The 24596-nt window shown below is 73.1% G+C and carries 24 protein-coding genes; 6 read left to right on the forward strand and 18 right to left on the reverse strand.

Features of this window, described 5'->3' with window-relative positions:
* Position 1 precedes the first annotated feature (1 nt).
* From AB0H52_RS02860 to rimP, 18 genes are all read right to left on the reverse strand, one after another.
* Positions 2–367: a sugar ABC transporter permease gene (locus AB0H52_RS02860; protein ID WP_357944838.1), complete on the reverse strand. Its 366-nt coding sequence runs from the start codon at positions 365–367 to the stop codon at positions 2–4.
* Positions 368–714: 347 nt separating this feature from the next.
* The gene (locus AB0H52_RS02865) at positions 715–1185 is read right to left on the reverse strand and encodes a GNAT family N-acetyltransferase (RefSeq protein WP_278123696.1); all 471 of its coding nucleotides are present in this window, start codon (positions 1183–1185) and stop codon (positions 715–717) included.
* A 108-nt stretch (positions 1186–1293) separates the two neighbouring features.
* Positions 1294–2046: a 4-hydroxy-tetrahydrodipicolinate reductase gene (dapB, locus tag AB0H52_RS02870; protein WP_357944842.1), complete on the reverse strand. Its 753-nt coding sequence runs from the start codon at positions 2044–2046 to the stop codon at positions 1294–1296.
* Positions 2047–2142: 96 nt separating this feature from the next.
* The gene (locus tag AB0H52_RS02875; RefSeq protein WP_151488142.1) at positions 2143–3540 is read right to left on the reverse strand and encodes a pitrilysin family protein; all 1398 of its coding nucleotides are present in this window, start codon (positions 3538–3540) and stop codon (positions 2143–2145) included.
* Positions 3541–3587: 47 nt separating this feature from the next.
* Complete coding sequence (locus tag AB0H52_RS02880; RefSeq protein WP_151488143.1) at positions 3588–5972, reverse strand: polyribonucleotide nucleotidyltransferase; 2385 nt, start codon at positions 5970–5972, stop codon at positions 3588–3590.
* Positions 5973–6197: 225 nt separating this feature from the next.
* Positions 6198–6467, reverse strand: coding sequence for a 30S ribosomal protein S15 (rpsO, locus tag AB0H52_RS02885; protein WP_030337594.1), 270 nt, complete (start codon positions 6465–6467; stop codon positions 6198–6200).
* 198 nt (positions 6468–6665) lie between these two features.
* Positions 6666–7595 carry a bifunctional riboflavin kinase/FAD synthetase gene (locus tag AB0H52_RS02890; RefSeq protein WP_151488144.1) on the reverse strand — a complete coding sequence of 310 codons (930 nt, stop codon included), beginning with the start codon at positions 7593–7595 and terminating at the stop codon, positions 6666–6668.
* A gap of 77 nt (positions 7596–7672) precedes the next feature.
* Positions 7673–8557 (reverse strand): tRNA pseudouridine(55) synthase TruB, encoded by an 885-nt coding sequence (gene truB / locus AB0H52_RS02895; RefSeq protein WP_151488145.1) that lies wholly within the window; start codon positions 8555–8557, stop codon positions 7673–7675.
* A 31-nt stretch (positions 8558–8588) separates the two neighbouring features.
* Positions 8589–9911, reverse strand: coding sequence for an MATE family efflux transporter (locus AB0H52_RS02900; RefSeq protein WP_357944847.1), 1323 nt, complete (start codon positions 9909–9911; stop codon positions 8589–8591).
* A gap of 694 nt (positions 9912–10605) precedes the next feature.
* Positions 10606–10815, reverse strand: coding sequence for a DUF6186 family protein (locus AB0H52_RS02905; RefSeq protein ID WP_192580123.1), 210 nt, complete (start codon positions 10813–10815; stop codon positions 10606–10608).
* Positions 10815–11222: a hypothetical protein gene (locus AB0H52_RS02910; RefSeq protein WP_151488148.1), complete on the reverse strand. Its 408-nt coding sequence runs from the start codon at positions 11220–11222 to the stop codon at positions 10815–10817. Before AB0H52_RS02910 ends, AB0H52_RS02905 begins: the two co-directional genes overlap by 1 nt.
* Positions 11223–11323: 101 nt before the next feature.
* Entirely contained in the window at positions 11324–12382 is a 1059-nt protein-coding gene (locus AB0H52_RS02915; protein ID WP_357944851.1) for a bifunctional oligoribonuclease/PAP phosphatase NrnA, read from the reverse strand.
* Positions 12379–12870, reverse strand: coding sequence for a 30S ribosome-binding factor RbfA (rbfA, locus tag AB0H52_RS02920; RefSeq protein WP_151488150.1), 492 nt, complete (start codon positions 12868–12870; stop codon positions 12379–12381). Before rbfA ends, AB0H52_RS02915 begins: the two co-directional genes overlap by 4 nt.
* Positions 12871–12996: 126 nt before the next feature.
* Positions 12997–13293, reverse strand: a complete 297-nt coding sequence (locus AB0H52_RS02925; protein ID WP_151488151.1) for a DUF503 domain-containing protein — start codon at positions 13291–13293, stop codon at positions 12997–12999.
* A gap of 90 nt (positions 13294–13383) precedes the next feature.
* Complete coding sequence (gene infB / locus AB0H52_RS02930) at positions 13384–16407, reverse strand: translation initiation factor IF-2 (RefSeq protein ID WP_151488152.1); 3024 nt, start codon at positions 16405–16407, stop codon at positions 13384–13386.
* Between the two features lie 93 nt (positions 16408–16500).
* A complete protein-coding gene (locus AB0H52_RS02935) occupies positions 16501–16833 on the reverse strand; it encodes a YlxR family protein (RefSeq protein ID WP_151488153.1) in 333 nt (110 codons plus the stop codon).
* 16 nt (positions 16834–16849) lie between these two features.
* Positions 16850–17893 (reverse strand): transcription termination factor NusA, encoded by a 1044-nt coding sequence (gene nusA / locus AB0H52_RS02940; RefSeq protein ID WP_357944856.1) that lies wholly within the window; start codon positions 17891–17893, stop codon positions 16850–16852.
* The gene (gene rimP / locus AB0H52_RS02945; protein ID WP_357944859.1) at positions 17890–18591 is read right to left on the reverse strand and encodes a ribosome maturation factor RimP; all 702 of its coding nucleotides are present in this window, start codon (positions 18589–18591) and stop codon (positions 17890–17892) included. Before rimP ends, nusA begins: the two co-directional genes overlap by 4 nt.
* A 154-nt stretch (positions 18592–18745) precedes the next feature.
* On the opposite strand from rimP, the gene AB0H52_RS02950 reads away from it, so the two are divergent.
* The 6 genes from AB0H52_RS02950 to AB0H52_RS02975 all read left to right on the forward strand — a co-directional run bounded on the left by AB0H52_RS02950 (position 18746) and on the right by AB0H52_RS02975 (position 24529).
* Positions 18746–19273, forward strand: coding sequence for a hypothetical protein (locus AB0H52_RS02950; protein ID WP_225854141.1), 528 nt, complete (start codon positions 18746–18748; stop codon positions 19271–19273).
* The gene (locus AB0H52_RS02955; RefSeq protein ID WP_151488156.1) at positions 19270–19707 is read left to right on the forward strand and encodes a ferritin-like domain-containing protein; all 438 of its coding nucleotides are present in this window, start codon (positions 19270–19272) and stop codon (positions 19705–19707) included. Before AB0H52_RS02950 ends, AB0H52_RS02955 begins: the two co-directional genes overlap by 4 nt.
* Before the next feature lie 52 nt (positions 19708–19759).
* Positions 19760–20356, forward strand: a complete 597-nt coding sequence (locus AB0H52_RS02960; RefSeq protein ID WP_151488157.1) for a PadR family transcriptional regulator — start codon at positions 19760–19762, stop codon at positions 20354–20356.
* Positions 20353–21087, forward strand: a complete 735-nt coding sequence (locus tag AB0H52_RS02965; RefSeq protein WP_151488158.1) for an ABC transporter ATP-binding protein — start codon at positions 20353–20355, stop codon at positions 21085–21087. The genes AB0H52_RS02960 and AB0H52_RS02965 overlap by 4 nt, the downstream gene beginning before the upstream one ends.
* Positions 21084–23864, forward strand: coding sequence for an FtsX-like permease family protein (locus tag AB0H52_RS02970; protein WP_225854142.1), 2781 nt, complete (start codon positions 21084–21086; stop codon positions 23862–23864). The genes AB0H52_RS02965 and AB0H52_RS02970 overlap by 4 nt, the downstream gene beginning before the upstream one ends.
* Before the next feature lie 164 nt (positions 23865–24028).
* A complete protein-coding gene (locus AB0H52_RS02975; protein WP_151488159.1) occupies positions 24029–24529 on the forward strand; it encodes a nitroreductase/quinone reductase family protein in 501 nt (166 codons plus the stop codon).
* Positions 24530–24596: the final 67 nt, after the last annotated feature.

The following is a 24596-nucleotide window of genomic DNA, read 5'->3' on the forward strand; positions in this document are numbered from 1 at the left end:
CTCAGGACCTCTCCGGTACGCGTCGACGCCACCAGCCGCGGCGCGGCCGGTCGGTGTCCCGCTCGGCCAGCGCCCGGCGCTGGATCAGCGTGAGCACGATGATGATCAGGAACAGGACGAACGAGATCGCCGCGCCGGAGCCGTAGTCGAAGTCCCGGAACGCGGTCCGGTACGACAGGTACGCCGGCGTGACAGTGGTCTCGGCCGGATCGCCCTGGCTCATCACGTACACCTGGTCGAAGACCTGCCAGGAGCCGATCAGGCCGAGGGTGAGCACCAGGAAGGTGGTGGGCCGCAGCATCGGCAGGGTGACGTAGCGGAACCGCTGCCACCGGGACGCGCCGTCCAGGGTGCTCGCCTCGTGCATCCCGCCCCACCCCGTCCCACCCCGCCCCTCGCCCCCGCCCCCCGCCCGTCGATCATGGAGTTGTGGTGGGCGACAGCTCCACATGCGCCCCTTTTGCGAGGCACCACAACTCCATGATCGACGCAGGCCGGGCTCAACGCCCCGCCGCCGATCTTGCAGTTTCGGTTGTCGGGGTGGGTGGGATGCCCCATATGCCCGACAGGAGGTGCAAGATCGCGGGGGCAGGAGGCGGGGCGGGGACGGGGCAGGGGCGGGGGGCGGGGGCGGGGGCAGGGGCAGGGGCAGGGGGACCGGGCGGGGGGCGGGAGAGGGAGAGGGAGAGGGAGAGGGAGAGGGGCGCGGGAGGGTTAGGGGGTTTTTTCGGCTATCAGTTCTTCGCCGTCTACCGCGCCTGTGGGGTGGAAGCCGAGGGACGTGTAGAGGGCTGCTGCCGGGGTGTTGTCGGGGTGGTACGAGAGGCGGACCGGGGGGTTGGCGTCGCGGGCCGCCAGCCACGGGGCCAGCGTCTGCACCGTCGCGCGGCCGACGCCCTGGCCCTGCTCGGCGGCATCGATCAGCATGCCGCCGATCCAGTGCGAGCCGTCGTCGTCCACGCCCCACATGACGTGGCCGACGACGGTCTCGTCGGCGTACACGGCCAGCGAGGTCCACACCTCGGATCGGCTGCTCAGCAGCAGATAGCGCGCGCCCAACGCGGCCACGAACCGGCGCTGGTCGTCGCGCGGGGCGACGTCGGCCACCGCCCGCCAGTTGTCCTCGTCCACCGGCCGCAGCGTGACTCGCCGCCCGGCCCGGTCCAGGTGTCCCGCGTCGATCATCCGGCGGATGCTACCCGGCTCGTGCCCGCCGATCCTGGACAGTTTCCGTTCGCCGGGCGGCGACGGAGGCGCAACGTGCAGCGGTGCAGCGGCGGTGGAGCGGCCCGGTCAGTCGAGCAGGGCGTCCAGGCCGACGGTGAGGCCGGGGCGGGTGCGCACCGCGCGGACGGCCAGCAGCACACCCGGCATGAACGACACCCGGTCGTACGAGTCGTGCCGGATGGTCAGCGTCTCGCCGGTGGCACCGAACAGCACCTCCTGGTGGGCGACCAGACCGGTGGCGCGCACGGCGTGCACGCGTACCCCGTCGATGTCGGCGCCGCGCGCGCCCGGCACCTCGTCCTTGGTGGCGTCCGGGACCGGGCCGAGGCCGGCCTCGGCGCGGGCCTGGGCGATCTGCCGGGCGGTGTGCGTGGCCGTGCCGCTCGGCGCGTCCAGCTTGTTCGGGTGGTGCTGCTCGATGATCTCGACGGACTCGAAGTGCCGGGCGGCCCGCGCGGCGAACTGCATCATCAGCACCGCGCCGATGCCGAAGTTCGGGGCGATCACCACGCCCACCTCGGGCCTGTCGGCCAGCCAGCCGCGCACCTGCTCCAGCCGCTGCTCGGTGAAGCCGGTCGTGCCGACCACCGCGCTGATGCCCTGCCCGATGCACCACCGGAGGTTGTCCATGACGACGTCCGGCGTGGTGAAGTCGACGACCACGTCGGCGGCGGAGGCGGCGTCGAGGGTGTCGCCCTGGTCGATCACCGCCACCAGTTCGAGGTCGTCGGCGGCGTCGACCGCCTTGCAGACCTCCAGGCCCATCCGGCCACGGGCACCGAACACGCCGACCCGGGTCTTCTCCTGCTCGTCAGTCACGGCGCACAACCTATCCCAATCGGGACGTGCCCCGGTCGTCGGATCCGGTCGGCTCCACCGACCGGGACGCGCTTCCGGACCGTGCGACGACAGCCCTCAGACCGCGAAGTCTCCCTCGCCGAACGGGCCGACCACGGCCAGCGACATCGGCCGGCTGAGCAACTCGGCGGCGAGGACGTTCACGTCCTCCACGGTGACCTCGTCGACCCGGCGGAGCAGTTCGTCCACCGGCATCAGATCGCCGTAGAGCAGCTCACCCTTGGCGAGTCGGCTCATCCGGGAACCGGTGTCCTCCAGGCCGAGCACGAACGAGCCCTTGCTCATGCCCTTGCCCCGGGCCACCTCGGCCTCGGTCAGCCCGTCGGCGGCCACCCGGGCCAGCTCGGCGCGGGTCAACGCGAGGACCTCGTCCACCTTGCCCGGCGCGCAGCCGGCGTAGACGGCGAACAGGCCGCTGTCGGCGTACTGGCTGGCGTACGAGTAGACCGAGTACGCGAGGCCGCGCTGCTCGCGGATCTCCTGGAACAGGCGGCTGGACATGCCGCCGCCGAGCACGTTGTTGAGCACCCCGAGGGCGAAGCGCCGGTCGTCGAGGCGGTCGATGCCGGGGCAGCCGAGGAGGACGTGCGCCTGCTCGGTCTCCTTCGGCTCGACCAGGGTGGTCGCCGCCTTGGTGCGTACCGCCGGGGTGGCCGCGCGGTGCGGCGCCGGGCTGGCCGGGTCGCTGTCCAGGCCGGTGCCCCGCACGGCCTGGCGGACCAGCTTGACCACCGCGGCGTGATCCAGGTTGCCGGCGGCGGCGATGACGATCTGCGGCGCGGTGTAGCGGTCCCGGTAGAAGCTCTGGATCTGCCGGCGGGTCATCGGCGTGACGGTCTCCTCGGTGCCGGAGATCAGCCGACCCAGCGGGTGGTCGCCGTAGACGGCGCGGGCGAAGAGGTCGTGGACCTCGTCACCGGGCTCGTCGTCGTGCATGGCGATCTCCTCCAGGATCACGCCACGCTCGGTCTCCACGTCGGCCGGCTCCAGCAGCGAGTCGGCGACCAGGTCGCACATCACGTCGATCGCCAGCGGCAGGTCCTCGTCCAGCACCCGGGCGTAGTAGCAGGTGTATTCCTTCGTGGTGAAGGCGTTCGTCTCGCCGCCCACCGCCTCGATCTGCGAGGAGATCTCCAACGCGGTGCGCTTGTTGGTGCCCTTGAAGAGCAGGTGCTCCAGGAAGTGCGCGGCCCCGGCCTGCGGGCCGGTCTCGTCCCGGGAGCCGACGGCCACCCAGATGCCGAAGGACACGCTGCGCATCGCCGGGATCGCCTCGGTGAGCACGCGCAGACCGCTGGGCAGCACGGTACGACGTACCGTGCCGCCCAGCGGATCGTCGCTGAGCGTCCGGGTCACCGCGCGGGCGGTGCCGCCGGAGCGCACCGCCCCGGTGTCCCGAGACGGGGCCACCCCCCGTCGATCCGGTGGAAACGGCGCACTGAAGGCCCGACTCACGTGGTGCTCCCGGTTCGACGAGGGGTGGGTGATGCGAGGTACGACGGTCAGCTGTGCCGGGTCCGGCGGCGCGGACGCTCGCCGCCCTCGCCACCCTCGCCGCCGCCACCCTCGCCACGGTTGTCGCCGCGCTCCGGGCCACGCCCACCACGGTCGCCGCCACGGTCGCCGCGGTCCCGCGGACCGCGGTCGCCCCGGTCCCGACCGGCCGGCCGGTCGCCACCGGCGGCCTCGCCAGCGGCCGGCGCCTCGGCGCCCTCCGGACGAACCTTGTCCAGGTAGATCTTGCCGCGGGCGTCGATGTCGGCGATCTCGACCTCGACCCGGTCACCGACGTTGAGGAAGTCCTCCACGCGCTCGACCCGCTTGCCGTCGCCCACCTTGGAGATGTGCAGCAGGCCGTCGCGGCCCGGCAGCAGCGAGATGAACGCACCGAACGCGGCGGTCTTGACCACCGTGCCGAGGAACCGCTCGCCCTGCTTGGGCAGGGTCGGGTTGGCGATGCCGTTGATCCGGTCGACGGCCGCCTGGGCCGACGGGCCGTTGGTGGCGCCGACGTAGATCGTGCCGTCGTCCTCGATGGAGATCTCGGCGCCGGTCTCGTCCTGGATCGCGTTGATGGTCTGGCCCTTCGGGCCGATCACCATGCCGATCTTGTCGACCGGGATCTTGACGGTGGTGACCCGCGGCGCGTAGTCGGACATCTCGGCCGGAGCCTCGATCGCCGCCCGCATGACCCCGAGGATGATCTGCCGGGCCTCGTTCGCCTGCTGCAGCGCGGCGGCCAGCACGTCCGACGGGATGCCGTTGAGCTTGGTGTCGAGCTGCAGCGCGGTGACGAAGTCCGGCGTGCCGGCGACCTTGAAGTCCATGTCACCGAACGCGTCCTCGGCACCGAGGATGTCGGTCAGCGTCACGTACTGGGTCTTGCCGTCCACCTCGTCGGAGATGAGGCCCATCGCGATGCCGGCGACCGGAGCCTTCAGCGGGACACCCGCGGAGAGCAGGCCCAGCGTCGACGCGCAGACCGAACCCATCGAGGTGGAGCCGTTGGAGCCGAGCGCCTCCGACACCTGCCGGATGGCGTACGGGAACTCCTCGCGCGACGGCAGCACCGGGATCAGCGCACGCTCGGCGAGAGCGCCGTGGCCGATCTCGCGCCGCTTCGGCGAGCCGACCCGGCCGGTCTCACCGGTCGAGTACGGCGGGAAGTTGTAGTTGTGCATGTAGCGCTTGCGGTTCTCCGGGGACAGCGTGTCCACCATCTGCTCCATGCGGAGCATGTTCAGCGTGGTGACGCCCAGGATCTGGGTCTCGCCCCGCTCGAACAGCGCCGAACCGTGCACCCGGGGCAGCACGCCGACCTCGGCGGTCAGCGACCGGATGTCACGCGGGCCGCGGCCGTCCATGCGGACCTGCTCGCGCAGCACGCGGTTGCGCACCTCGGACTTGGTCAGCGACCGGAAGGCAGCGCTGAGCTCCTTCTCCCGGCCCTCGAACCGAGCGCCCAACTCCTCGGCGACCCGGGCCTTGACCCGGTCCAGGGCCTCCTCGCGGTCGGCCTTGCCGGCGATGGTGATCGCCTCGGCCACCTCGGTGCGGGCCACCTCGGAGACGGCCTCGTACACGTCGTCCTGGTAGTCCAGGAAGACCGGGAACTCGGCGACCGGCTTGGCGGCCACCTCGGCCAGTTCGGCCTGCGCCCGGCACAGCTCGCGGATGGCCGGCTTGGCGGCCTCCAGGCCGCTGGCGACGATCTCCTCGGTCGGGGCGGTGGCGCCGGCCGAGATGAGGGCGACGGCGTTCGGGGTGGCCTCGGCCTCGACCATCATGATCGCGACGTCGCCGTCGTCGAGCGTGCGGCCGGCCACGACCATGTCGAAGGTGGCCCGAGCCAGCTCCTCCAGGGTCGGGAAGGCGACCCACTGGCCGTCGATGTGCGCGACCCGGGTCGCGCCGATCGGGCCGGAGAACGGCAGGCCGGACAGCTTGGTCGACATCGACGCGGCGTTGATCGCCACGACGTCGTACGGGTGCTGCGGGTCGAGCGCGAGGATGGTCTCGACGACCTGGACCTCGTTACGCAGGCCCTTCACGAAGGACGGGCGCAGCGGCCGGTCGATCAGCCGGCAGGTGAGGATCGCGTCCTCGCTGGGCCGACCCTCGCGGCGGAAGAACGAGCCGGGGATGCGGCCCGCGGCGTACATCCGCTCCTCGACGTCGACGGTCAGCGGGAAGAAGTCGAACTGCTCCTTCGGCTGCTTGCCGGCGGTGGTGGCGGAGAGAACGACCGTCTCGCCCAACTGGGCGATGACGGAACCGGCGGCCTGGCGGGCCAGCCGACCGGTGGAGAAGGTGATCTCACGGGTGCCGAAGGACCCGTTGTCGATCACAGCGGTGCGGGATTCGGTGCCGAGTTTGGTCTCGGTCATGTGCTGTCGTGCTCCTTCGCGTCGTGGGCCCGCGACGTCGGGGAGCTGCTCAGCCGGCCGGTCTTCGATCGAAGCGCCCGGGTGGCCGGCATGATGCCGGGTTCCCGGGGGCCACTACCGGAGACCGGTACGCTGACCGGCTCCCTCTCGGGTGGTCGCGCGGCCCGTGTTCTTCAGGTGGGACGCGGTACGGGGGAGCGGCCGTTGCGCCACTCCCCCGTCACGTCACCGGCGCAGACCGAGCCGCTCGATGAGCGACCGGTAGCGGGCAATGTCCTTCTTCTGGACGTAGTTGAGCAGCCGCCGGCGCCGGCCGACCAGCAGCAGCAGCCCACGGCGGCTGTGGTGGTCGTGCTTGTGCACCTTCAGGTGCTCGGTCAGCTCGGCGATCCGCTTGGTGAGGACCGCGACCTGGACCTCCGGCGAACCGGTGTCGCCCTCGGCGGTCGCGTACTCCGCACGGATGCTGGCCTTGGCTTCCTGGTCGAGCGCCATGTTCTCCCTGTTTCGATGGGTTGATCAAGTAGGTGTCCGCCGTCCCGATGGACCGGGAACGGACCGGTACCTCGCACCCGCGGCGTCGAGCAGGCACGCGAGGCCCCACGCCGGTCACCCGACGTCTCGGCAAGACTACCAGCACTCGCCGGTAACACCCGGCGAAGGGCCTCGGCGGGGCCTGTCAGCCCCTGACGATCAGGCCAGCACGCGCCTGGTGCGTTCGACGTCCTGATTCATCTGAGTGATCAACGGCTCGATCGAGTCGTACCGGATCTGACCGCGCAGGTGCGCCACGAAGTCCAGGGCCAGCCGCTCGCCGTACAGGTCGCCGGTGAAGTCGAGCGCGTACGCCTCCACCCGCCGCTCCCGGCCGGAGAAGGTCGGGTTGGTGCCCACCGACACGGCCGCCATCAGCGGCTCGTGCTGGCCGCGGCGGATCAACCGGGCCGCGTACACCCCGTCGGCGGGCACCGCCGCGTACCGGTGGCAGAGCAGGTTGGCGGTGGGGAAGCCCAGCTCCCGGCCGCGCTGGTCACCGCGGACCACCACGCCCTCCAACCGGTGCGGCCGACCCAGCGCGGACGCCGCGGCGCCCACGTCGCCCGCGTCGACGCAGGAGCGGATGTACGTGGAGGAGAAGACGGTGCCGTCCTCGGCGACCAGCGGGCCGCCCTCGACGCCGAAGCCGAAGGTCTGGCCCAGCCGCTCCAGCAGCGCCACGTCACCGGCGGCCCGGTGCCCGAAGCGGAAGTTGCCGCCGACCACCACCAGCGCCGCGTGCAGGTGCTCGACCAGGACGTCGTGCACGAACTGCTCGGCCGGCAGCCGGGAGAACTCCGGGGTGAACGGCACCACGCACAGCACGTCCACACCGAGGGCCTCGATCAGCTCCGCCTTGCGGGCCTGCTCGGTGAGCACCGCCGGATGCGAGCCGGGGCGGACCACCTCGGCCGGGTGCGGGTCGAACGTGACCACCACCGACTGCACGCCCAGCTCCCGAGCGCGGGCCACGGCGTGGCCGATGGTCGACTGGTGCCCCTTGTGCACGCCGTCGAAGACGCCGATGGTGACGACCGAGCGTCCCCACCCTCCGGGCGCCGCGTCGTACCCCCGCCACCGCTGCATGCCACTCCTCCCCTGCTGTCCCGCCGGCCGGCGGGTCGACACCGCCGGCCGCGGGCCGGCGGACCTGCGCCCCGGCGTCAGGCCGGGGCGAGCACGATCTCGGCGCGGGCCCGCCCGTCCCGCTCGCTGACGATAGCGATCAGGCCGCCCGCCGGTCCGAAGACGGCGTACGGCCCGATGCGGCCGGTCGGGTCCAGTGGGCCGCCGTGGGCGAGCACCCGCGCCTCGTCGGGCGTGGCGTCGCGGCGCGGGAAGAACCGGTCGGCCGCCGCGTCCAACGGCAGGTTCACCACGGCCGGGGCGCGCTGCTCCAACTCGTCGAGGGTGGCCGCCTCGGCGAGGGTGAAACCGCCGACCGCGGTCCGGCGCAACGCGGTCAGGTGGCCGCCGACGCCGAGCGCCAGGCCCGCGTCCCGGGCGATGGCCCTGATGTACGTGCCGGAGGAGCAGGTCACGTCCACGTCGACGTCCACCACGTCCGGCTCGTCGCGGCGGATGGCCAGCACCTCCAGCCGGGAGATGGTGACCCGTCGCGCCGGCAGCTCGACGCTCTCCCCGTCGCGGACCCGCTTGTACGCCCGCTGCCCGTCGATCTTGATGGCGCTGACGGCGCTGGGCACCTGGTCGACCTCCCCGGCCAACGCGGCCAGCGCCGACCGGATCGCGTCGTCGGTCACGAGACCGGCCGGGGTGGTGGCGATCACGTCACCCTCGGCGTCGTCGGTGACGGTGGCCTGGCCGAGCCGGATCGTGCCGGTGTAGCTCTTGCCCGCGCCGATCACGTAGGTCAGCAGCCGGGTAGCCCGCCCCACGCCGATCACCAGCACCCCGGTGGCCATCGGGTCGAGGGTGCCGCCGTGCCCGACCCGGCGGGTCTTCGCCAGCCGGCGGATCCGCGCCACCACGTCGTGCGACGTCATGCCGCCGGGCTTGTCGACCACGATCAGACCATCGGTGCTCACGTCGCCCAAGCCTGCCAGATGCGAGCGCCGGTCAGCGGACGGCCCCGACCACCGCCCAGCGCCCGGTGCGCAGGCGCAGCAGCAGGGCGACCAGCCGGATCACCACGAACAGGGTGAGCCCGGCCCAGATGCCGCCCAGCCCGAGATCGAGCACGTACGCCAGCCAGATGGCCGGCAGGAAGCCGCCGAGGGCCGCCACGATGGTGAGGTTGCGCAGGTAGCGCACGTCGCCGGCGCCGATCAGCACGCCGTCGAGGGCGAACACCACCCCGGCCAGGGGTTGCATGGCGACGAACCACGGCCAGGCCACCATGGCCTGTTCGCGTACCTGCTCATCGGAGCTGAACCACGACGGCACGACGCCGGCGCCGGCGGCGATGAGCAGCGCGAAGCCGATACCGCAGACGCCGCCGAGCAGGCCGATCCGCCGGGCCAGCGCCCGGGCGTCCGCCGCGTCGCCGGCCCCGAGCGCGGCGCCGACCAGGGACTGCGCGGCGACGGCGAGGGCGTCGAGCACCAGTGCGGTGAAGAACCAGAGTTGCAGGGCGATCTGGTGGGCGCCGACGGCGGCGGCGCCGAAGCGGGCGGCGACGGCGGTCGCGGAGAGGAAGCTGGCCTGGAACGCCAGGCCCCGGATCAGCAGGTCCCGGCTGAGCACCAGTTGCTGGCGGATCACCCGGGGTTGGGGCCGCAGCGACACCCGTTCGGCGACCAGCGCGGCGGCGAAGAGCCCACCGGCGATCGTCTGGGCGACCACGTTGGCGACCGCGGAACCGACCAGGCCGAGCCCGGCGGGGTAGACCAGCAGGGGGCAGAGCAGCGCGGACAGCAGATTGGGCCCGAGCACGAAGAACAACGGGCGGCGGGTGTCCTGCACGCCGCGCAGCCAGCCGTTGCCGGCGGCGGCGAGCAGCAGGCCCGGGGCGCCGAGGGTTGCGATCCGCAGCCACTGCGCGGCGGCGTCGGCCACGTCGCCACCACCGCCGGCGAGGGTACGTGCCAACGTGCCGCCGCCGAACTGCATGCCGATCGCGATCAGCAGTCCGACACCGAACGCCAACCAGGACGACTGGACGCCCTCGGCGACGGCGGCCGCCCGGTCGCCGGCGCCGAAGCGACGGGCCGAACGGCCGGTGGTGCCGTACGCGACGACGGTGCCGACCCAGGCGGTGAGCGTCATCACCGTGCCGGCGACGGCGAGCGCGGCGAGCGGCACCCGGCCGAGGTGACCGACCACGGCCGTGTCGACGAGGACGTACAGCGGCTCGGCGGCGAGCACCACGAGGGCCGGCAGGGCGAGACCGGCGATCCGGCGCGGCGAAGCCGATCGGGTGGCGGTGGTGGCGTGGCTCATCGCCGCCGATCCTGGCACGACCACCGTAAGGATCGCAATCCCGCCGACTACTTACCCGGCGGCGGGCTCGACCAGCCTCGCCGTCGACCGACACCGCTGGCTGAGCGCTGTGGAGTTGATGTCGTGCACGAATCAGTCACCTGGAGCCGGGTCGACCCGGCTCCAACGGCCGACCGCCGCGATGTCGCAGACCATTGCGCCCGACAGGCGTGCCAGGGCGCGTCCGGCAAACTTCCGGCCGCGCCCATCCGAGGGCCGGGGCCGTCAGGGCCGCCGCACGGGAACCTGCTCCGCAGACGACCGGCGTCGGAGTCACCGTCGGACCGGGGCAGGAACTACTGGCGGGTGTCCATCGACGTCTGCAGCGCGCGGCGGGCCTGCTCGCGGGCGTCGTCGGTGGTCTCGGGCTTGGGCTTGTTCGGCATGGTGGCGCTCCTTCCAGGGTGTGAGCCACCGGCACGCGGCGGCCCTCACGGGCGGTCGTGCTGAGCGCCCCACGGCGGTCCGGGGTTACCGGAGCAGCCGACTGGGCAGCGTGAGCCCGGGTCGGTCCGACCCTGGAGGGAGGCGGCGCGAGGTGTGGCACCACAGCCCACGACCTGCGCCGCAACGCGGTGCCGGCCATCTCCCAAGTTATCGTTCAGGTCCACATGCTGCTCACGGTTCCCGCCATTTGGACAGCCCGCATCCCGACTCAGCGGGCCAGGAAGTGCCAGCCCAGCCACCACCAGAACCCGAACAGACCGATCCGGCCCACCGGCACCGGGCCGACCTCGTAGCGCATCACGTACGCGCAGACCTCGCCCAGGGTGGGGATGCGCGAACCCTCCCGCCGGGCCAGCCACTCGACCACCGCGAACAGGACCAGCGCGGTGAGGAAACCGCCGATCGCGAGCGCCCGCATCATCGCCGCACCAACCCCCAGAACGCGGCCAGCCAGGCGAACCAGGCCGCCGACCGGGTCAGATGGTCCTCCAGAAGAGGATCGGCCAGGCGGGAGAAGGTGGGGAAGTCATCGCCGACCGCCAGCACGAAGGTGGCACCCTCGAAGACCCCGAAGACCACGACCGGCAGCGCCCACCAGGCCGCGCCGGCGCCCAGCCGACGCGGCGCCGGCCGCCGGGGCACCCGGTTGCTCAGACCGAGCCAGATCAGCACGCCTCCGGTGCCGAGGGTGTACAGATTCGCCTCGGTGGAGAACGACGCGAACCGGCCGCCGACGAGCGACAGGCAGACGAGGACGGGGACGGAGACGGCGGGCCGATCCCAGGCGCGGGGGGCCTCCACGGTGAGGTCGTGCGGCTGCTCCATCCCGCAATTCTTCCCGCTATCACGGAGCGCGGGAAGACCGACACTCCCCGGAGCTGTCCCTGATCTTCCCCACCATCCGATCGGCCGGCGTCGACGCCAGGTCAGTCCTCGGAGCGGATCAGCGCGGCGTCCAGCTGGTCGCGGATCGACCCGATCACCTGCTCGGCGGTCCCCCGGCCGGTGAACCCGGCCGCGAACCGGTGGCCGCCACCGCCCAGCACGACCGCGACCCGGCTGACGTCCACCGCACCCTTGCTGCGCATCGACACCGCCCACTCGTCGGGCCTGACCTGCTTCAACACGCAGCTCACGTCCGCCTCGGCGGTGCACCGCACCGAGTCGATCAGCGCCTCCAGCACGTACGGCCGCTGGTCGTGTCGGGCCAGGTCGTCGAGTGTCGCGAAGGTCCACACCAGCCCCCGGCCGCCGACCGCGGCCGGCTCCAGCCGAGCCCGACCGAGCACCTCACCGAAAAGACGAACCGCGCCGAAGGGCCGGGTGTCGAAGACCCGCCGGGAGATGTCACCGGGCGAGATCCCGGTGGCCAGCAGCCGGGCGGCCAGGTGGTGCACGGCCGGGGTGGTCGCCTCGAACCGGAACGAACCGGTGTCCGTGGTCAGCGCCACGTACAGGCACTCGGCGATGGCCCGGTCCAGCGGTACGCCGAGCCGGGCCAACAGCTGCTCGGCCACCACCGACGTCGCCGCGGCGGCCGGGTCGACCAGGTTGACGGTGCCGAAGCCGTCGTTGGAGGCGTGGTGGTCCAGCACCAGCGCCGCGCCCGCGCTGGTCAACCGCCCGGCCAGCTCACCGAGGCGCGACTCGCTCGCCGCGTCGAAGCAGATCACCAGGTCCGGGGCCGGGTCGGCGTCGCTCGACGGGACCAGCAGCTCCAGTCCGGGCAGCCCCCGGAACGGCTCGGGCACCTCCGGCGGCCCGGGGAAGGTCGCCTGCAACGCGCCCACGCCGAGCCGCAGCAGCCCCAGACCGAAGCCGAGCATGCTGCCCAGCGCGTCACCGTCCGGGTTGACGTGGCAGATCAACAGCACCCGACCGGTCGGCGGAAGAGCCCGGATCAGCGCCTCGGCCGCGGCCCAGTCCGCCTCGGCGGGGCCGGCGCCGACCGTCGGGGCGAGCTGCGCGCCGGCGGTGCCGGTCACCGCGCTTCCCCACCCCGGGGAGTTTCCTTGACGTCGGTGGCCTCGTCGGCCTCGTCCGTCTCGTCGTCCTCGTCCTCGACCCGGTACGGCTGCGCCTCACCCGCGTACTCCGCCCGGGCGGCGAGCCGCTGCACCTCGGCGTCGGCGTTGCGGGCCGCGGCCAGCAGGTCGTCGATGTGCTTGACCTGATCCTGCACGTCGTCCAGGACGAAGGTGAGGGTCGGCGAGTGCCGCAGCCCGAGGGCCTTGCCGACGGTGCTGCGCAGCAGCCCCTTGGCGCTCTCCAGGGCCGCCGCGGTGTCCGCCTGGGCCACCGCGTCACCGAGCACCGTGTAGAAGACCGTCGCGTCCCGCAGATCGGCGGTGATCCGGGCGTCGGTGATAGTGATCATGCCGAGCCGCGGGTCCTTGATCTGGCTCCGCACCACCGACGCGACCAGCTCACGCACCCGTTCCGCGTGCCGGCGTACCTTGGCCGGATCAGACATCTCGCCACCTCCACGGCGTCCTGCTCCCGGCCGCCCGGCGGCCGGATAGGCCGCCGGCCGACCGGCCAACAACTCGAACATTACCTTCGCGGCCGGACCGGTCGCCCGGCACAGCCGGCAGCCCGGTCAGTCGTCGTCCACGCCGTACAGCCGGCGCCGCACGGACAGCAACTCGACCTCGGGGCGAGCCGCCACCAGCCGCTCGCACGAGTCGAGCACCTCGCGGACGTGCGCCGCCTCGGCGGCCACCACGGCCACCGCTATCTGCGCTCGACCGTGCAGGTCGAGCGCACCCACCTCGGCGGCCGACACCTCGAAGCGGCGCAGTGCCGCCACGATCGGCCGTACATATGATCTCTTGGCTTTGAGCGACCGGGAGTCGCCCGGCAGCAGCAGGTCGAAGACCGCGGTTCCGGTGAACATCGCCCCGGACGATACCGCCACCCCGCCCCGCATGATCAAGGGGTTTACGCCGGTCGGCGTAAACCCCTTGATCAGCGTGTCACCGCCGGATCAGGCGCGAACCTTCTCCCGCATCTCGAACGTCTCGATGACGTCGCCGACCTGGACGTTGTTGTAACCACCCAGGGTCAGACCACACTCGAAGCCCTCGCGGACCTCCGTAGCGTCGTCCTTGAAACGCTTGAGCGAGGTGATCGTGAGGTTGTCCGCCACGACCGTCCCGTCCCGAAGCAGGCGAGCCTTCGCGTTGCGCCGGATGATGCCCGACCGGACGATACAACCGGAGATGTTGCCGATCTTGGACGAGCGGAAGACGTCGCGGATCTCCGCGCTGCCCAGCTCGACCTCCTCGTACTCCGGCTTGAGTAGGCCCTTGAGCGCCGCCTCGATCTCCTCGATGGCCTGGTAGATGACGGTGTAGTACCGGATCTCCACGCCCTCGCGGTCGGCCATCTCACGGACCTTGTTCGAGGCCCGCACGTTGAAGCCGATGATCGTGACCGGCTCGGACGAGGCGCTCGCGAGCATGACGTTGCTCTCGGTGATCGCGCCGACGCCCCGGTCGAGGACCTTGAGCTGGACCTCCTCGGGAATGTCGAGGTTGAACAGCGCGTCCTCCAGGGCCTCCACCGAACCGGAGACATCGCCCTTGAGGATGAGGTTGAGCGACGTCTTCTCGCCCTCCTTGAGCTGCTCCATGAGCGTCTCGAGGGTGGCCCGACCACGGGAGTTGGCGAATGCCGCCGCCCGCCGCCGTGCCTGGCGCTGCTCGGCGATCTGCCGCACCGTGCGGTCGTCCGCCGCGGCGAGGAACGTGTCACCCGCGCCGGGCGGCGCGGTCAGACCCAGGACCATGACCGGACGCGCCGGCCCGGCCTCGGCGACCTGGTTGCCGTTCTCGTCGAGCATCGCCCGGACCCGGCCGTGCGCCCCACCGGCGACGATCGAGTCGCCCGCCCGCAGGGTGCCCTTCTGCACCAGCACCGTCGCCACCGCACCGCGACCCTTGTCCAGGTGCGCCTCGATGGCCACACCCTGCGCCGGCCCGTCGATCGGAGCGGTCAGCTCCAGCGACGCGTCGGCGGTCAGCAGGACAGCCTCGAGGAGTTCCTCGATGCCGATGCCCGGCTTCGCGGCCACGTTGACGAACATGGTGTCGCCGCCGTACTCCTCGGCGACCAGGCCGTACTCGGTCAGCTGCTGGCGGACCTTGTCCGGGTTGGCCTCCGGCTTGTCGACCTTGTTGACCGCCACCACGATCGGCACGTCGGCCGCCTTGGCGTGGTTCAACGCCTCGATGGTCTGTGGCATCACGCCGTCGTCGGCCGCGACCACCAGGATCACGACGTCCGTCACCTGGGCACCACGAGCACGCATGGCGGTGAACGCCTCGTGACCCGGGGTGTCGATGAAGGTCACCGCGCGGTCCACACCCTCGTGCGGAACGTGCACCTGGTATGCACCGATGTGCTGGGTGATGCCACCCGCCTCACCGGCCACGACGTTCGCCTTACGGATCGCGTCGAGCAGCTTGGTCTTACCGTGGTCGACGTGACCCATGACGGTCACGACCGGCGCACGACTGACCAGACGCTCCTCGGCGACCTCCGCGTCGAGGTCGATGTTGAACTGCGCGAGCAGCTCGCGGTCCTCGTCCTCCGGGCTGACGATCTGCACCTCGAAGCCGAGGTGCACACCCAGCAACTGCAGGGTCTCGTCAGAGCAGGACTGGGTCGCGGTGACCATCTCGCCCAGGTTGAACATCTCCTGGACCAGCGAACCCGGGTTGGCGTTGATCTTGTCGGCGAAGTCCGACAGAGACGCGCCACGGGACAGCCGGACGACCTGACCCTGACCCCGGGGAGCACCCGAGCTCATGGTCGGAGCCGACAGGTTGTCGAACTCCTGTCTGCGCTGCTTCTTGGACTTGCGACCACGCGTCGGCCGGCCACCCGGACGCCCGAAGGCACCCGCGGCGCCGCCGCCACGGCCACGACCACCGGCACCCGGACGACCGCCGCCGCCAGCCGGGGCACCCGGACGGAAACCGCCGCCGGGAGCACCGCCACCGCCGCCGGGACCGCCACGGTAGCCACCGCCACCGCCGGCACCCGCGCCGCCGCCGGGGCCGCCGCGGTAACCGCCGCCACCACCGGCGCCGCCGCCGGGACCACCACGGAAGCCACCGCCGCCGCCACCGGGACGACCTGCGCCGCCACCGGGACGACCGGCGCCACCGGGACCGGGGCGACCGGCAGCCGGACGCTGGCTCGGCATGGACGCCGGGCTGGGCCGCGGCGGCATGGAGTTCGAGTTCGGGCTTGGCGGCCGCGGCGGAATGCCCGCCGGGCTGTTGGGCCGAGGGCCACCCGCACCGGCCGCCGGGGGCCGCTGCTGCTGGCCACCCTGGATGCCGAACGGGTTGTTACCGGCACCGCGCGCCGGCGGGCGACCGCCCGGCCGGGCACCCGGACCCGGGGCCGGCGTGCTCGGACGAGCGGCCGGGGAACCGGGACGGGGGGGAATCGCGGCGGGACCCGGCCGAGGGCCGGGACGGTTGCCGTCGGCCGGCGGCTCCCGGCGGACGGGGTTGTCCCGCTGCTGCTGGCGGGCGGCCTGCGCGGCCTTGACCGCGGCCTCCTGTTCAGCCTTCAGCGCGGCGGCACGCGCCTCCGCGGCCGCCACCTCGATGTCGTGGGCACTCGCCGGCTTGGCGACCGGAGCCGCGGGCTGCGGCGCACCGGGCACCGGACCCTTCGGCTTCGGACCGGGTGCCGGCGCAGCCGGCCGCCGAGGCGGCATCGGCTTGGCCGAGATCCGGGGCGCGCCCGGGGCCGGAGAGGGCGTCGGGGTCGGGGTTGAAGCCGGCGCCGACGCGGGCGCCGACGGGGCGGCCGGCGCCGAAGCACCGGCGGACGCGACGAATGCGTTACGCAGCCGTCGGGCGACGGGCGCCTCGACGGTGCTGGACGCGGACTTCACGAACTCGCCCATTTCCTTCAACTTGGCGAGAACGGTCTTACTCTCGACCCCGAGCTCTTTTGCAAGCTCGTGTACGCGGGCCTTGCCTGCCACTGCACTCCTCACTCCGAGGTCGTGCGGGCAGCACCCGCAGCGACCTCACTCGTGCACTTGAAGCCTGGTCATTTCAGGGACTTCATCGTGTGCTCATGTCGGTCGTCCTACCTTGCTAGCGACCCTCGCCCGGTCGGGCTGACCGGACGTAGTGGTTGGCGCATCGACGTGCTCCGCCAGCACACCGTGATCGAGGACCTCGGTGATGCGCAGCGCACGCCCGAAGGCGCGGCGCCGCACCGCCAGCGCGAAGCAGGCCGGATCCGGGTGCATGTTCGCTCCCCGACCCGGCAGCCTGCGGCGCGGATCAGGCCGGAGGCTGTAACCAGCCTCGTCCCCGATCGCGACGATCCGCAGCAATTCGCTGGCCGGCGCACGTCGCCGGCAACCCACACAGGTGCGCTCCGGCTGCGCGCGTCGTACCACTGGAGGAAGTCTACCCCTAGCTGCCCGAGATCGCTCCGCCCGGCTCGGTCACGTGATCAGCTGCGCCGCGCGCGGCCGGCGCGGCCTGCTCCGCGTCGGAGCGGATGTCGATCCGCCAACCGGTCAGACGAGCCGCGAGACGGGCATTCTGCCCCTCCCGCCCGATGGCGAGGGAAAGCTGGAAATCCGGGACGGTCACCCGGGCGGCCCGGCCGGCCAGGTCCACCACCTCGACCCGCAGCGCCTTGGCCGGCGACAACGCGTTGCCGACGAAGGCGGCCGGGTCGTCCGACCAGTCGATGATGTCGATCTTCTCGCCGTGGAGCTCGCTCATCACGGCACGCACCCGCTGGCCCATCGGGCCGATGCAGGCGCCCTTGGCGTTCACTCCGGGGGTGGTGGAGCGGACGGCGATCTTCGTACGGTGACCTGCCTCACGGGCGATCGCGCCGATCTCCACCGTGCCGTCGGCGATCTCCGGGACCTCCAGCGCGAACAGCTTCTTGACCAGCGCCGGGTGCGACCGGGACAGGGTGATCTGCGGCCCGCGCATGCCCTTGGCCACGTGCACCACGACGCAGCGGATCCGCTCGCCGTGCGCGTACCGCTCGCCGGGCACCTGCTCGGACTGCGGCAGCACGCCCTCCAGCTTGCCCAGGTCGACGCTGACGATGCCCTTCTCGGAGCGCGCCTCGTGCGCCTGCACCACACCGGTGACGAGGTCACCGTCGCGGCCCACGTACTCGCCGAAGTGCACCTCGTCGGTGGCCTCCCGCAGCCGCTGGAGGATCACCTGCTTGGCGGTCATGGCGGCGATCCGGCCGAAGTCGTGCGGAGTGTCGTCCCACTCCCGCACCAGGCTGCCGTCGGAGTCCATCTCCTGCGCGTACACCAGGGCGGCGCCCGACTTGCGGTCGATCTCCACCCGGGCGTGCGGCTCGGCACCATCGGTGTGCCGGTAGGCGGTCAGCAACGCGGTCTCGATCGCCGCGAGAATCGTGTCGAACGGGATCTCCCGCTCGCGCTCGAGTGCGCGCAGCGCCGCGAGGTCGATGTTCACCTCTCCTCGTCCTCCACATCATCTTCGTCGTCGATGTCGTCTGAATCGTCGAACTCGTCGGTGTCGTCCAGCTCGTCCGGCTCACCCAGCTCGGCGAGGCGGGTGAACTCGACCTGCACCCGGCCCGGGCCCAGCTGGGCGTACGCCCACGAGGTGCGCCCGTCGTCGGTCTCCAGCTGCACGCCGTCGTCGTCGGCTCCGACCACCCGGCCGGTGAGCTGACGGTCGCCGGCGGGCTGCTCGCCGCGCTGGCCGGGCAGCGCCGCCGCTCCCCGGACGGTGACCTTGACCAGCCGGCCCACGGTGCGCCGCCAGTGCCGGGGCAGGGTGAGCGGCCGGTCCACGCCGGGCGAGCTGACCTCGAGCTGGTACTCCCCGGCGACGATGTCGCCGTCGGCCTCCTCGGCCGCGTCCAGTGCGGTCGAGACCGCGCGGGAGACGTCGGCGACGGCGTCCAGGTCGATCCCGCCGTCGGCGTCCACGATCACCCGCACCACGTGCCGGCGACCGGCCCGGGAGACGGACAGGTCCTCCAGGTCGTAGCCGGCGCCGTTGACCACCGGCTCGATCACGGTCCGCAACCGGGTACGCCGCGCCGCGAGATCACCGCTGCGGGGGCCGCCCTCGCGCGGCCCGCGGGGGCCCGCGCCATCGCGGGGTCGACCCGTCGACCTGGTGGCACGGCCACGCTGCGTCATCTCCGCACCCTTTCCCTGGTCGACCGGAACGGTCGTCCCGACATGCCGGCACGCCACCGGAGCGGACGCGCCGGTGGCTGCGCAGAGCGTAACGCGCCGGCCGGGTGGTGGACCGGGCGGCGCACCGACGCCGGTGGCCCCCACGGCGGCGCGGATGGTGTTGACTTGCCCGGTGGGGATCGGCAGAACGACACAGCGCGACGAATCATCCGGACAATCCCGGCGAAAGCTCCTGCGCGCCGGGGCGCTGCTCGCGCTCGGCGGCGCGGTGGCACCGCTGACCGGCTGTGATCTTTTCGACCGCGACGACGAGCCGGCACCGCCACCCGACCCGCTGCGGCCGATGGTGGACGAGGCCCTCGGGCTGGCCGAGGCGCACCGGGCGAGCGCGACCGCGCATCCCGACCTGGCCGACCGCCTCGGCCCGATCGTCGAGGCGCACACCGCGCACGCCACCGAACTCGCCCGGGTGATCGGTGTCGCGCTGCCCTCGGCACCGGCCGCCGCGCCGACCAGCACCCCGGCGGCCGACCCGGCCGGCGCACTGGCCGCCCTGCGGGCGCTGGAGAAGGCCGGCCAGCGGACCGCCACCGCCGCCTGCGCGGCGGCACCGGCGGAACGGGCGGCGCTGCTCGGTTCGATCGCCGCCGCGCGGGCCACCCACCAGGAGGCACTGAAGTGAAGCAGCCGTCCGCGGCGGAGGCGCTCGCCGCCGCCCTGTCCGCCGAGTACGCGGCCATCTACGCCTACGGGCGGATCGGCGTACGCCTCACCGGGGCGGCCCGGGACACCGCGCGCCAGGCGGAGGCCGCACACCGACGCCGACGCGACGCGCTGGTGGTGCAGCTCAGCACCAGCGGTGGCACCGTCCCGCCGGATCGCGCCGGGTACGCGCTGCCGTTTCCGGTGACCGACCGGGCGAGCGCGCTGCGGCTCGCCGTCGAGGTGGAGGAACGCACCGCCGCGCACTGGCGGGCCGCGTTGGCGTCGACCACGGGCGCCGACCGGGACCAGGCGCTGGCTGCCCTGGTCGAGTACGCCGTACGGGCCACCCGGTGGCGCAAGACCGCCGGGTTGACCCCGCCGACTGTCGCATTTCCCGGCCGTCCGACCTGAACCGGTCTGCTCCGGTTGCGGTGCGCATACCAGGTATGCATACTCCGTTGCCATGTCCATCCGTCACGGGCTGCTCGCCCTGCTCGAACGCGGCCAGATGTACGGCTACCAGCTGCGCGCCGCGTTCGAGGAGTCGACCGGCTCGACCTGGCCGCTGAACATCGGGCAGGTCTACACCACGCTGTCCCGGCTGGAACGCGACGGTCTGGTGCGCCCACTGCCGGAAAGCGAGGCCGGGCAACGCCCGTACGAGATCACCGACGCCGGCCGGGCGGACCTGGCGCTGTGGTTCGCCACCCCGATCAGCCGTACCGACCGCCCCCGCGACGAGCTGGCGATCAAGCTGGCGCTCGCGCTGACCACGCCCGGGGTGGACGTCCGCTCGGTGGTACAGGCGCAGCGCAGCGCGACGATGCGGGCGTTGCAGGAGTTGACCCGGTTGAAGTACGGCAGCGACCGGCCGGAGGATCTGCCCTGGCGGCTGGTCCTGGACTCGATGGTGTTCCAGGCCGAGGCCGAGGTCCGCTGGCTGGACCACTGCGAGACCAGTCTGGTCCGCCACCGGCCCGGCGTCCCGCCGCCGCCCCCGTCCCGGCCGGGTGACGCGCCCGACGCGGCGCGGTGGGCCGATGAGGAGGCGCGACGGTGAGCGGATCGGACGACGCGGTGCTGGAGCTACGCGCCGTCCAGCGCACCCACGGGGCCGGTCCGGCCGCCGTGCACGCCCTGCGCGGTGTCAGCCTCGTCGTCCGACCCGGTGAGCTGGTCGCCGTGATGGGTCCGTCCGGCTCCGGCAAGTCGACGCTGCTGGCTCTCGCCGGCGGCCTGGACCGTCCGACCGACGGCGAGGTCCTCATCGAGGGACAACCGCTGGGTGCGCTGGACCGCCGCGGGCTGGCCCAGCTGCGCCGCCGCCGGATCGGCTACATCTTCCAGCAGCTCAACCTGCTGGGCAGCCTGAGCGCCGCGGAAAACGTCGCGCTTCCGCTGGAACTCGACGGCGCCGGTGGCCGCCGGGCCCGCGCGCTGGCCATGGCCGCGCTCACCGAGGTGGGCCTGCCGACGCTGGGTGACCGCTTTCCCGACCAGCTCTCCGGCGGTCAGCAGCAGCGGGTGGCCATCGCCCGCGCGCTGGTGGGCGAACGTCGGCTGGTGCTCGCCGACGAGCCGACCGGGGCGTTGGACTCGCAGACCGGTGAGGCGGTGCTGCACCTGCTGCGCCGCCGCATCGACGGGGGCGCCGCCGGTGTGCTGGTCACCCACGAGGCACGGCACGCCGGCTGGGCCGACCGGGTGGTGTTCCTACGCGACGGGGTGCTGGTCGACACGACGGCCCCGCTGGGCAGCGTCGAGCAGTTGCTGTCCGGCAGCGACCGGTGACCATCCGCCGTACGCTGCGGGCCCCCGGCCGGGCCGACGTGCCGGCGACACGGCCGGTCGCCCCGCCGGTCCGGACCGGCCGGCGGCGGTTCGCCGAGTTGACCGGTTCCTGGCGAGCGGCACTGCGGATCGCCCGGAGGGAGTCCCGCCGCGCCCGCCGCCGGACCGCCCTGGTGCTCGCGATGATCGCCCTGCCGGTGCTGGTGCTGGCCTTTCTGGCGGCGAGCTACGACATGGCCGAGCTGACCCCTCAGGAGCGGATCGATCGACGGCTCGGCGTGGCCGACGCGGAGCTGCGCTGGGTCTCCCAGAGCCCGGTCGTGCAGGACGAGTGGGGCGAGGGCTGGTACGCCCCCGACGGCGAGCACCTACCCGCCGGTCCGGCCACCGTCAGCTGGGTCGCCGCACTGCTTCCTCCGGGCAGCCGGGTCACCGAGGTACGCGCCCGGATCCCGCTGACCGTGCGGGGCCCGGACCGCGACGAGAAGGTGAACGGACGGGTCCTGGACCTCACCGACCCCCTGGCCCGAGGGGTGGCGCGGTTCCGGGCCGGCCGGGCGCCGCAGCAGCCCGGCGAGGTGGCGGTGAGCCCGATCGCGCTGCGCCGCCTGGGCCTGCGCCTCGGGCACACGCTGACCACGGCCGACGGGAGCAGGGCGTACACCGTGGTGGGGGTGGTCGAATTCCCCGACGATCTCGGGCCGATGGTGGCGCTGCACCCGGGAGCCGTGCCGCGCACCGGTCCGGAACCGGAGAGCCGGTGGCTGGTGGACGTGCCCGGCACCGTCGACGCCGCGCTGGTCGCCCGGCTCAACGAGCAGGGGGTGCTGCTCACGCCTCGGCACCCGACGGGCGCTGCGCCCACCCCGGACTCCGGGTGGTTCAGATCGATCGGTCCGGGCGACACCAACGACCTGAGCACCAGCGTGTTGATCGCCGGCCTCGGCCTGCTGGAGGTCGTCCTCCTGGTCGGACCTGCGTTCGCGGTCGGCGTCCGCCGGCGACGCCGGGACCTCGCGCTGGTCGCGGTGGCCGGCGGGGACGCCGCCCAGCTGCGCCGGGTCGTGCTCGCCGACGGCGTGGTGCTGGGTGTGTTGGGCGCCGCCGTCGGCCTGGTCCTCGGCGTCGCCGCGGCGTTCGCCGCGCGTCCGCTGGTGGAGCAGTACGTCTTCGGCGCCCGCTTCGGGGGGTACCGCTGCTGGCCGGCGGCTCTGGTGGTGCTCGGCGGGGTCGCGGTGCTGACCGGGGTCCTCGCCGCGCTGGCACCGGCCTGGACCGTCGCCCGGCAGGACGTCGGCGCCGGGCTCGCCGGGCGCCGGACGCCGCCCACCTCCCGGGGCCGGTGGCTGGCCGTCGGGTTGACGCTGGTGGCCGGCGGGGCGGCGCTGGCCGCGTTCGGTGCCGCCCGGACCACACCGGCGGTGATCCTCACCGGCCTCATCCTCGGCGAACTCGGTCTGGTGTGCTGCACGCCCACGCTGATCGGCGTGCTCGCCCGACTCGGGCGCGTGTTGCCGCTCGCACCCCGGATCGCGCTGCGCGACGCCAGCCGTAACCGGGCCGCCGCCGCGCCGGCGATCTGCGCCGTGATGGCCGCCGTGGCGAGCAGCGTCGCGCTCGGCGGCTACCTGGCCAGCGACGGCGCCCGCGACCAGCGCGCCTACCAGCCGATGCTGCCGACCGGCCACGTGCTGGTCAGCCCGAACGATCCGGCCCGGGTGCCCACACTGGACCAGGTCACCGGCGCGGCCCGGGAACACCTGGGCACCGACCGGGTGGTGGCGGTGCACGCGGCGGTCTGCGCGCCGCGCGGCGGCTACTGCGACGTCTCGGCGGTACTCCCGAGCGAGCGGGCCTGCCCGTGGCAGGCCGGCGACACCCTCTCCGCGGCGCAGCGCCGCCAGGCCCGCGCCGACCCACGCTGCCAGCTCCACGAGCCGGCCTACTACGGCGCCTACCTGGAGCCTCTCGTCGACGACGGGACGGCACTGCCGCTGCTCACCGACGCGGACCCGGCCACGACGGCCGCCGCGACGGCGGTGCTGCGCGACGGCGGCGTGGTGGTGACCGACCCGCGCTACCTGCACAACGGCCTGGTGACCGTGCAGGTGAGAAAGATGGACGCCGGGCCGGAACAATCGATCGCCGCCGTCGACCTGCCCGGGTACGCGCTGCCCGTGGCGGTCGGGCAGTCCCGCCTGCTGCTGTCCGCCGCCGCGGGCCAACGACTCGACCTGAGCTCGTCGCCGGCCGGCTGGGTGATCGGCACGTCGACGCCGCCGGACGGGGACCGGCAGGACCGGTTCACCGCCGCCCTGCGGCCCTTCGGGACGATCTACGTCACCGTGGAGAACGGTGGCGCTCCCAGTGACCTCTCGCCGCTGCTCCTGCTGCTCGCGGCGGCGGCGGGGCTGATCACGGTGGGTGCGTCCGGGATAGCCACCGCGCTCGCCGCCGCCGAGGGGCGCGCCGAGTTGACCACCCTCGCGGCCGTGGGCGCGGCACCGATGGTCCGCCGCCTGTTGGCGATCTGTCAGGCCGGGGTCATCTCCGGCCTGGGCTCGGTGCTCGGCATCGTGGCCGGGCTGGGCACCGCCGCGATCGTGCTGTTCTCGGTAAACCGCCAGTACGCCACGGCCTGGCCGATCCAGCTGCCGTACCCGTACCTGGTGCCGTGGCCGGTGCTCGGTGTCCTGGTGCTGGTGCCCCTGGTGGCGATGCTCGGCGCGGGCCTGTTCACCCGCGCCCGGCTGCCGATCGAACGGCGCCTGGACTGAGGCTCGTGGTCGTGCGCCGGGGCCGGATCCCCTGATCGGTGGCAGCTCAGCACCTCGACACGCCGCACCGCACGCTGCTGAGCCCCACCGATCGGCGCGACGATCACGAGTCAACGCTGTCCGGGGGGTGCCGTCCGGGCCCGGCGACCGGCAGACTGATCCGCGTGTCAGCGCTCGCGAACCTCACCCGCCGCGTCGGTCACCACCGTTGGTTCGGTGCCGCCGCCCGCCTGCTCGTCCCCGCCGATCGGGTGGTCGGCCGGCTGACCCGGGGCCGGGTCGTCGCGCTCGGCCTGATGCCGTCTCTGCTGATCACCACGGTGGGCCGCCGCTCCGGCAAGCCGCGTAGCAATCCCCTGCTCTACGTACGGGACGGCGACGCGTACGTGGTGATCGGCTCGAACTGGGGGCAGACCCACCATCCGGGCTGGGCGATGAACCTGCTCGCCGAGCCGGCCGCCGAGGTGGCCGTGCAGGGCCAACGGTTCCCGGTGCGGGCCGAGCCGGCCACCGGCGCCGAACGGGACCGGCTGTGGCAGCTCCTGGTCACCGAGTGGCCGGCGTACCGCACGTACGTGCAGCGGGCCGGCGGGCGGGAGATCCGCATCTTCCGCCTGGTGCCGACCGGGCGCGGCGAGCCGTCCGGCCCTCCGCCGGCTGGCTAGGCTGACGGTCGGCAGCGAGGCGGAGGCGGACCGTGAGCGCGAGGAGTGAGCCGGGGTTGCGAGCCCC

This window comes from Micromonospora sp. NPDC050695 (assembly GCF_040654415.1).
Taxonomy (GTDB): domain Bacteria; phylum Actinomycetota; class Actinomycetes; order Mycobacteriales; family Micromonosporaceae; genus Micromonospora.

What these genes read in the sequence shown, in the direction of transcription:
- AB0H52_RS02860 (WP_357944838.1), bottom strand. Translation starts at nt 367, where the DNA reads ATGCACGAGGCGAGCACCCTGGACGGCGCGTCCCGGTGGCAGCGGTTC.
- AB0H52_RS02880 (WP_151488143.1), bottom strand. Translation starts at nt 5,972, where the DNA reads ATGACCGAGACCAAACTCGGCACCGAATCCCGCACCGCTGTGATCGAC.
- rimP (WP_357944859.1), bottom strand. Translation starts at nt 18,591, where the DNA reads ATGACGCAGCGTGGCCGTGCCACCAGGTCGACGGGTCGACCCCGCGAT.
- AB0H52_RS02865 (WP_278123696.1), bottom strand. Translation starts at nt 1,185, where the DNA reads ATGATCGACGCGGGACACCTGGACCGGGCCGGGCGGCGAGTCACGCTG.
- AB0H52_RS02950 (WP_225854141.1), top strand. Translation starts at nt 18,746, where the DNA reads ATGGTGTTGACTTGCCCGGTGGGGATCGGCAGAACGACACAGCGCGAC.
- AB0H52_RS02905 (WP_192580123.1), bottom strand. Translation starts at nt 10,815, where the DNA reads ATGCGGGCGCTCGCGATCGGCGGTTTCCTCACCGCGCTGGTCCTGTTC.
- AB0H52_RS02925 (WP_151488151.1), bottom strand. Translation starts at nt 13,293, where the DNA reads ATGTTCACCGGAACCGCGGTCTTCGACCTGCTGCTGCCGGGCGACTCC.
- AB0H52_RS02890 (WP_151488144.1), bottom strand. Translation starts at nt 7,595, where the DNA reads ATGCAGCGGTGGCGGGGGTACGACGCGGCGCCCGGAGGGTGGGGACGC.
- AB0H52_RS02900 (WP_357944847.1), bottom strand. Translation starts at nt 9,911, where the DNA reads ATGAGCCACGCCACCACCGCCACCCGATCGGCTTCGCCGCGCCGGATC.
- rbfA (WP_151488150.1), bottom strand. Translation starts at nt 12,870, where the DNA reads ATGTCTGATCCGGCCAAGGTACGCCGGCACGCGGAACGGGTGCGTGAG.
- rpsO (WP_030337594.1), bottom strand. Translation starts at nt 6,467, where the DNA reads ATGGCGCTCGACCAGGAAGCCAAGGCCAGCATCCGTGCGGAGTACGCG.
- AB0H52_RS02960 (WP_151488157.1), top strand. Translation starts at nt 19,760, where the DNA reads ATGTCCATCCGTCACGGGCTGCTCGCCCTGCTCGAACGCGGCCAGATG.
- AB0H52_RS02910 (WP_151488148.1), bottom strand. Translation starts at nt 11,222, where the DNA reads ATGGAGCAGCCGCACGACCTCACCGTGGAGGCCCCCCGCGCCTGGGAT.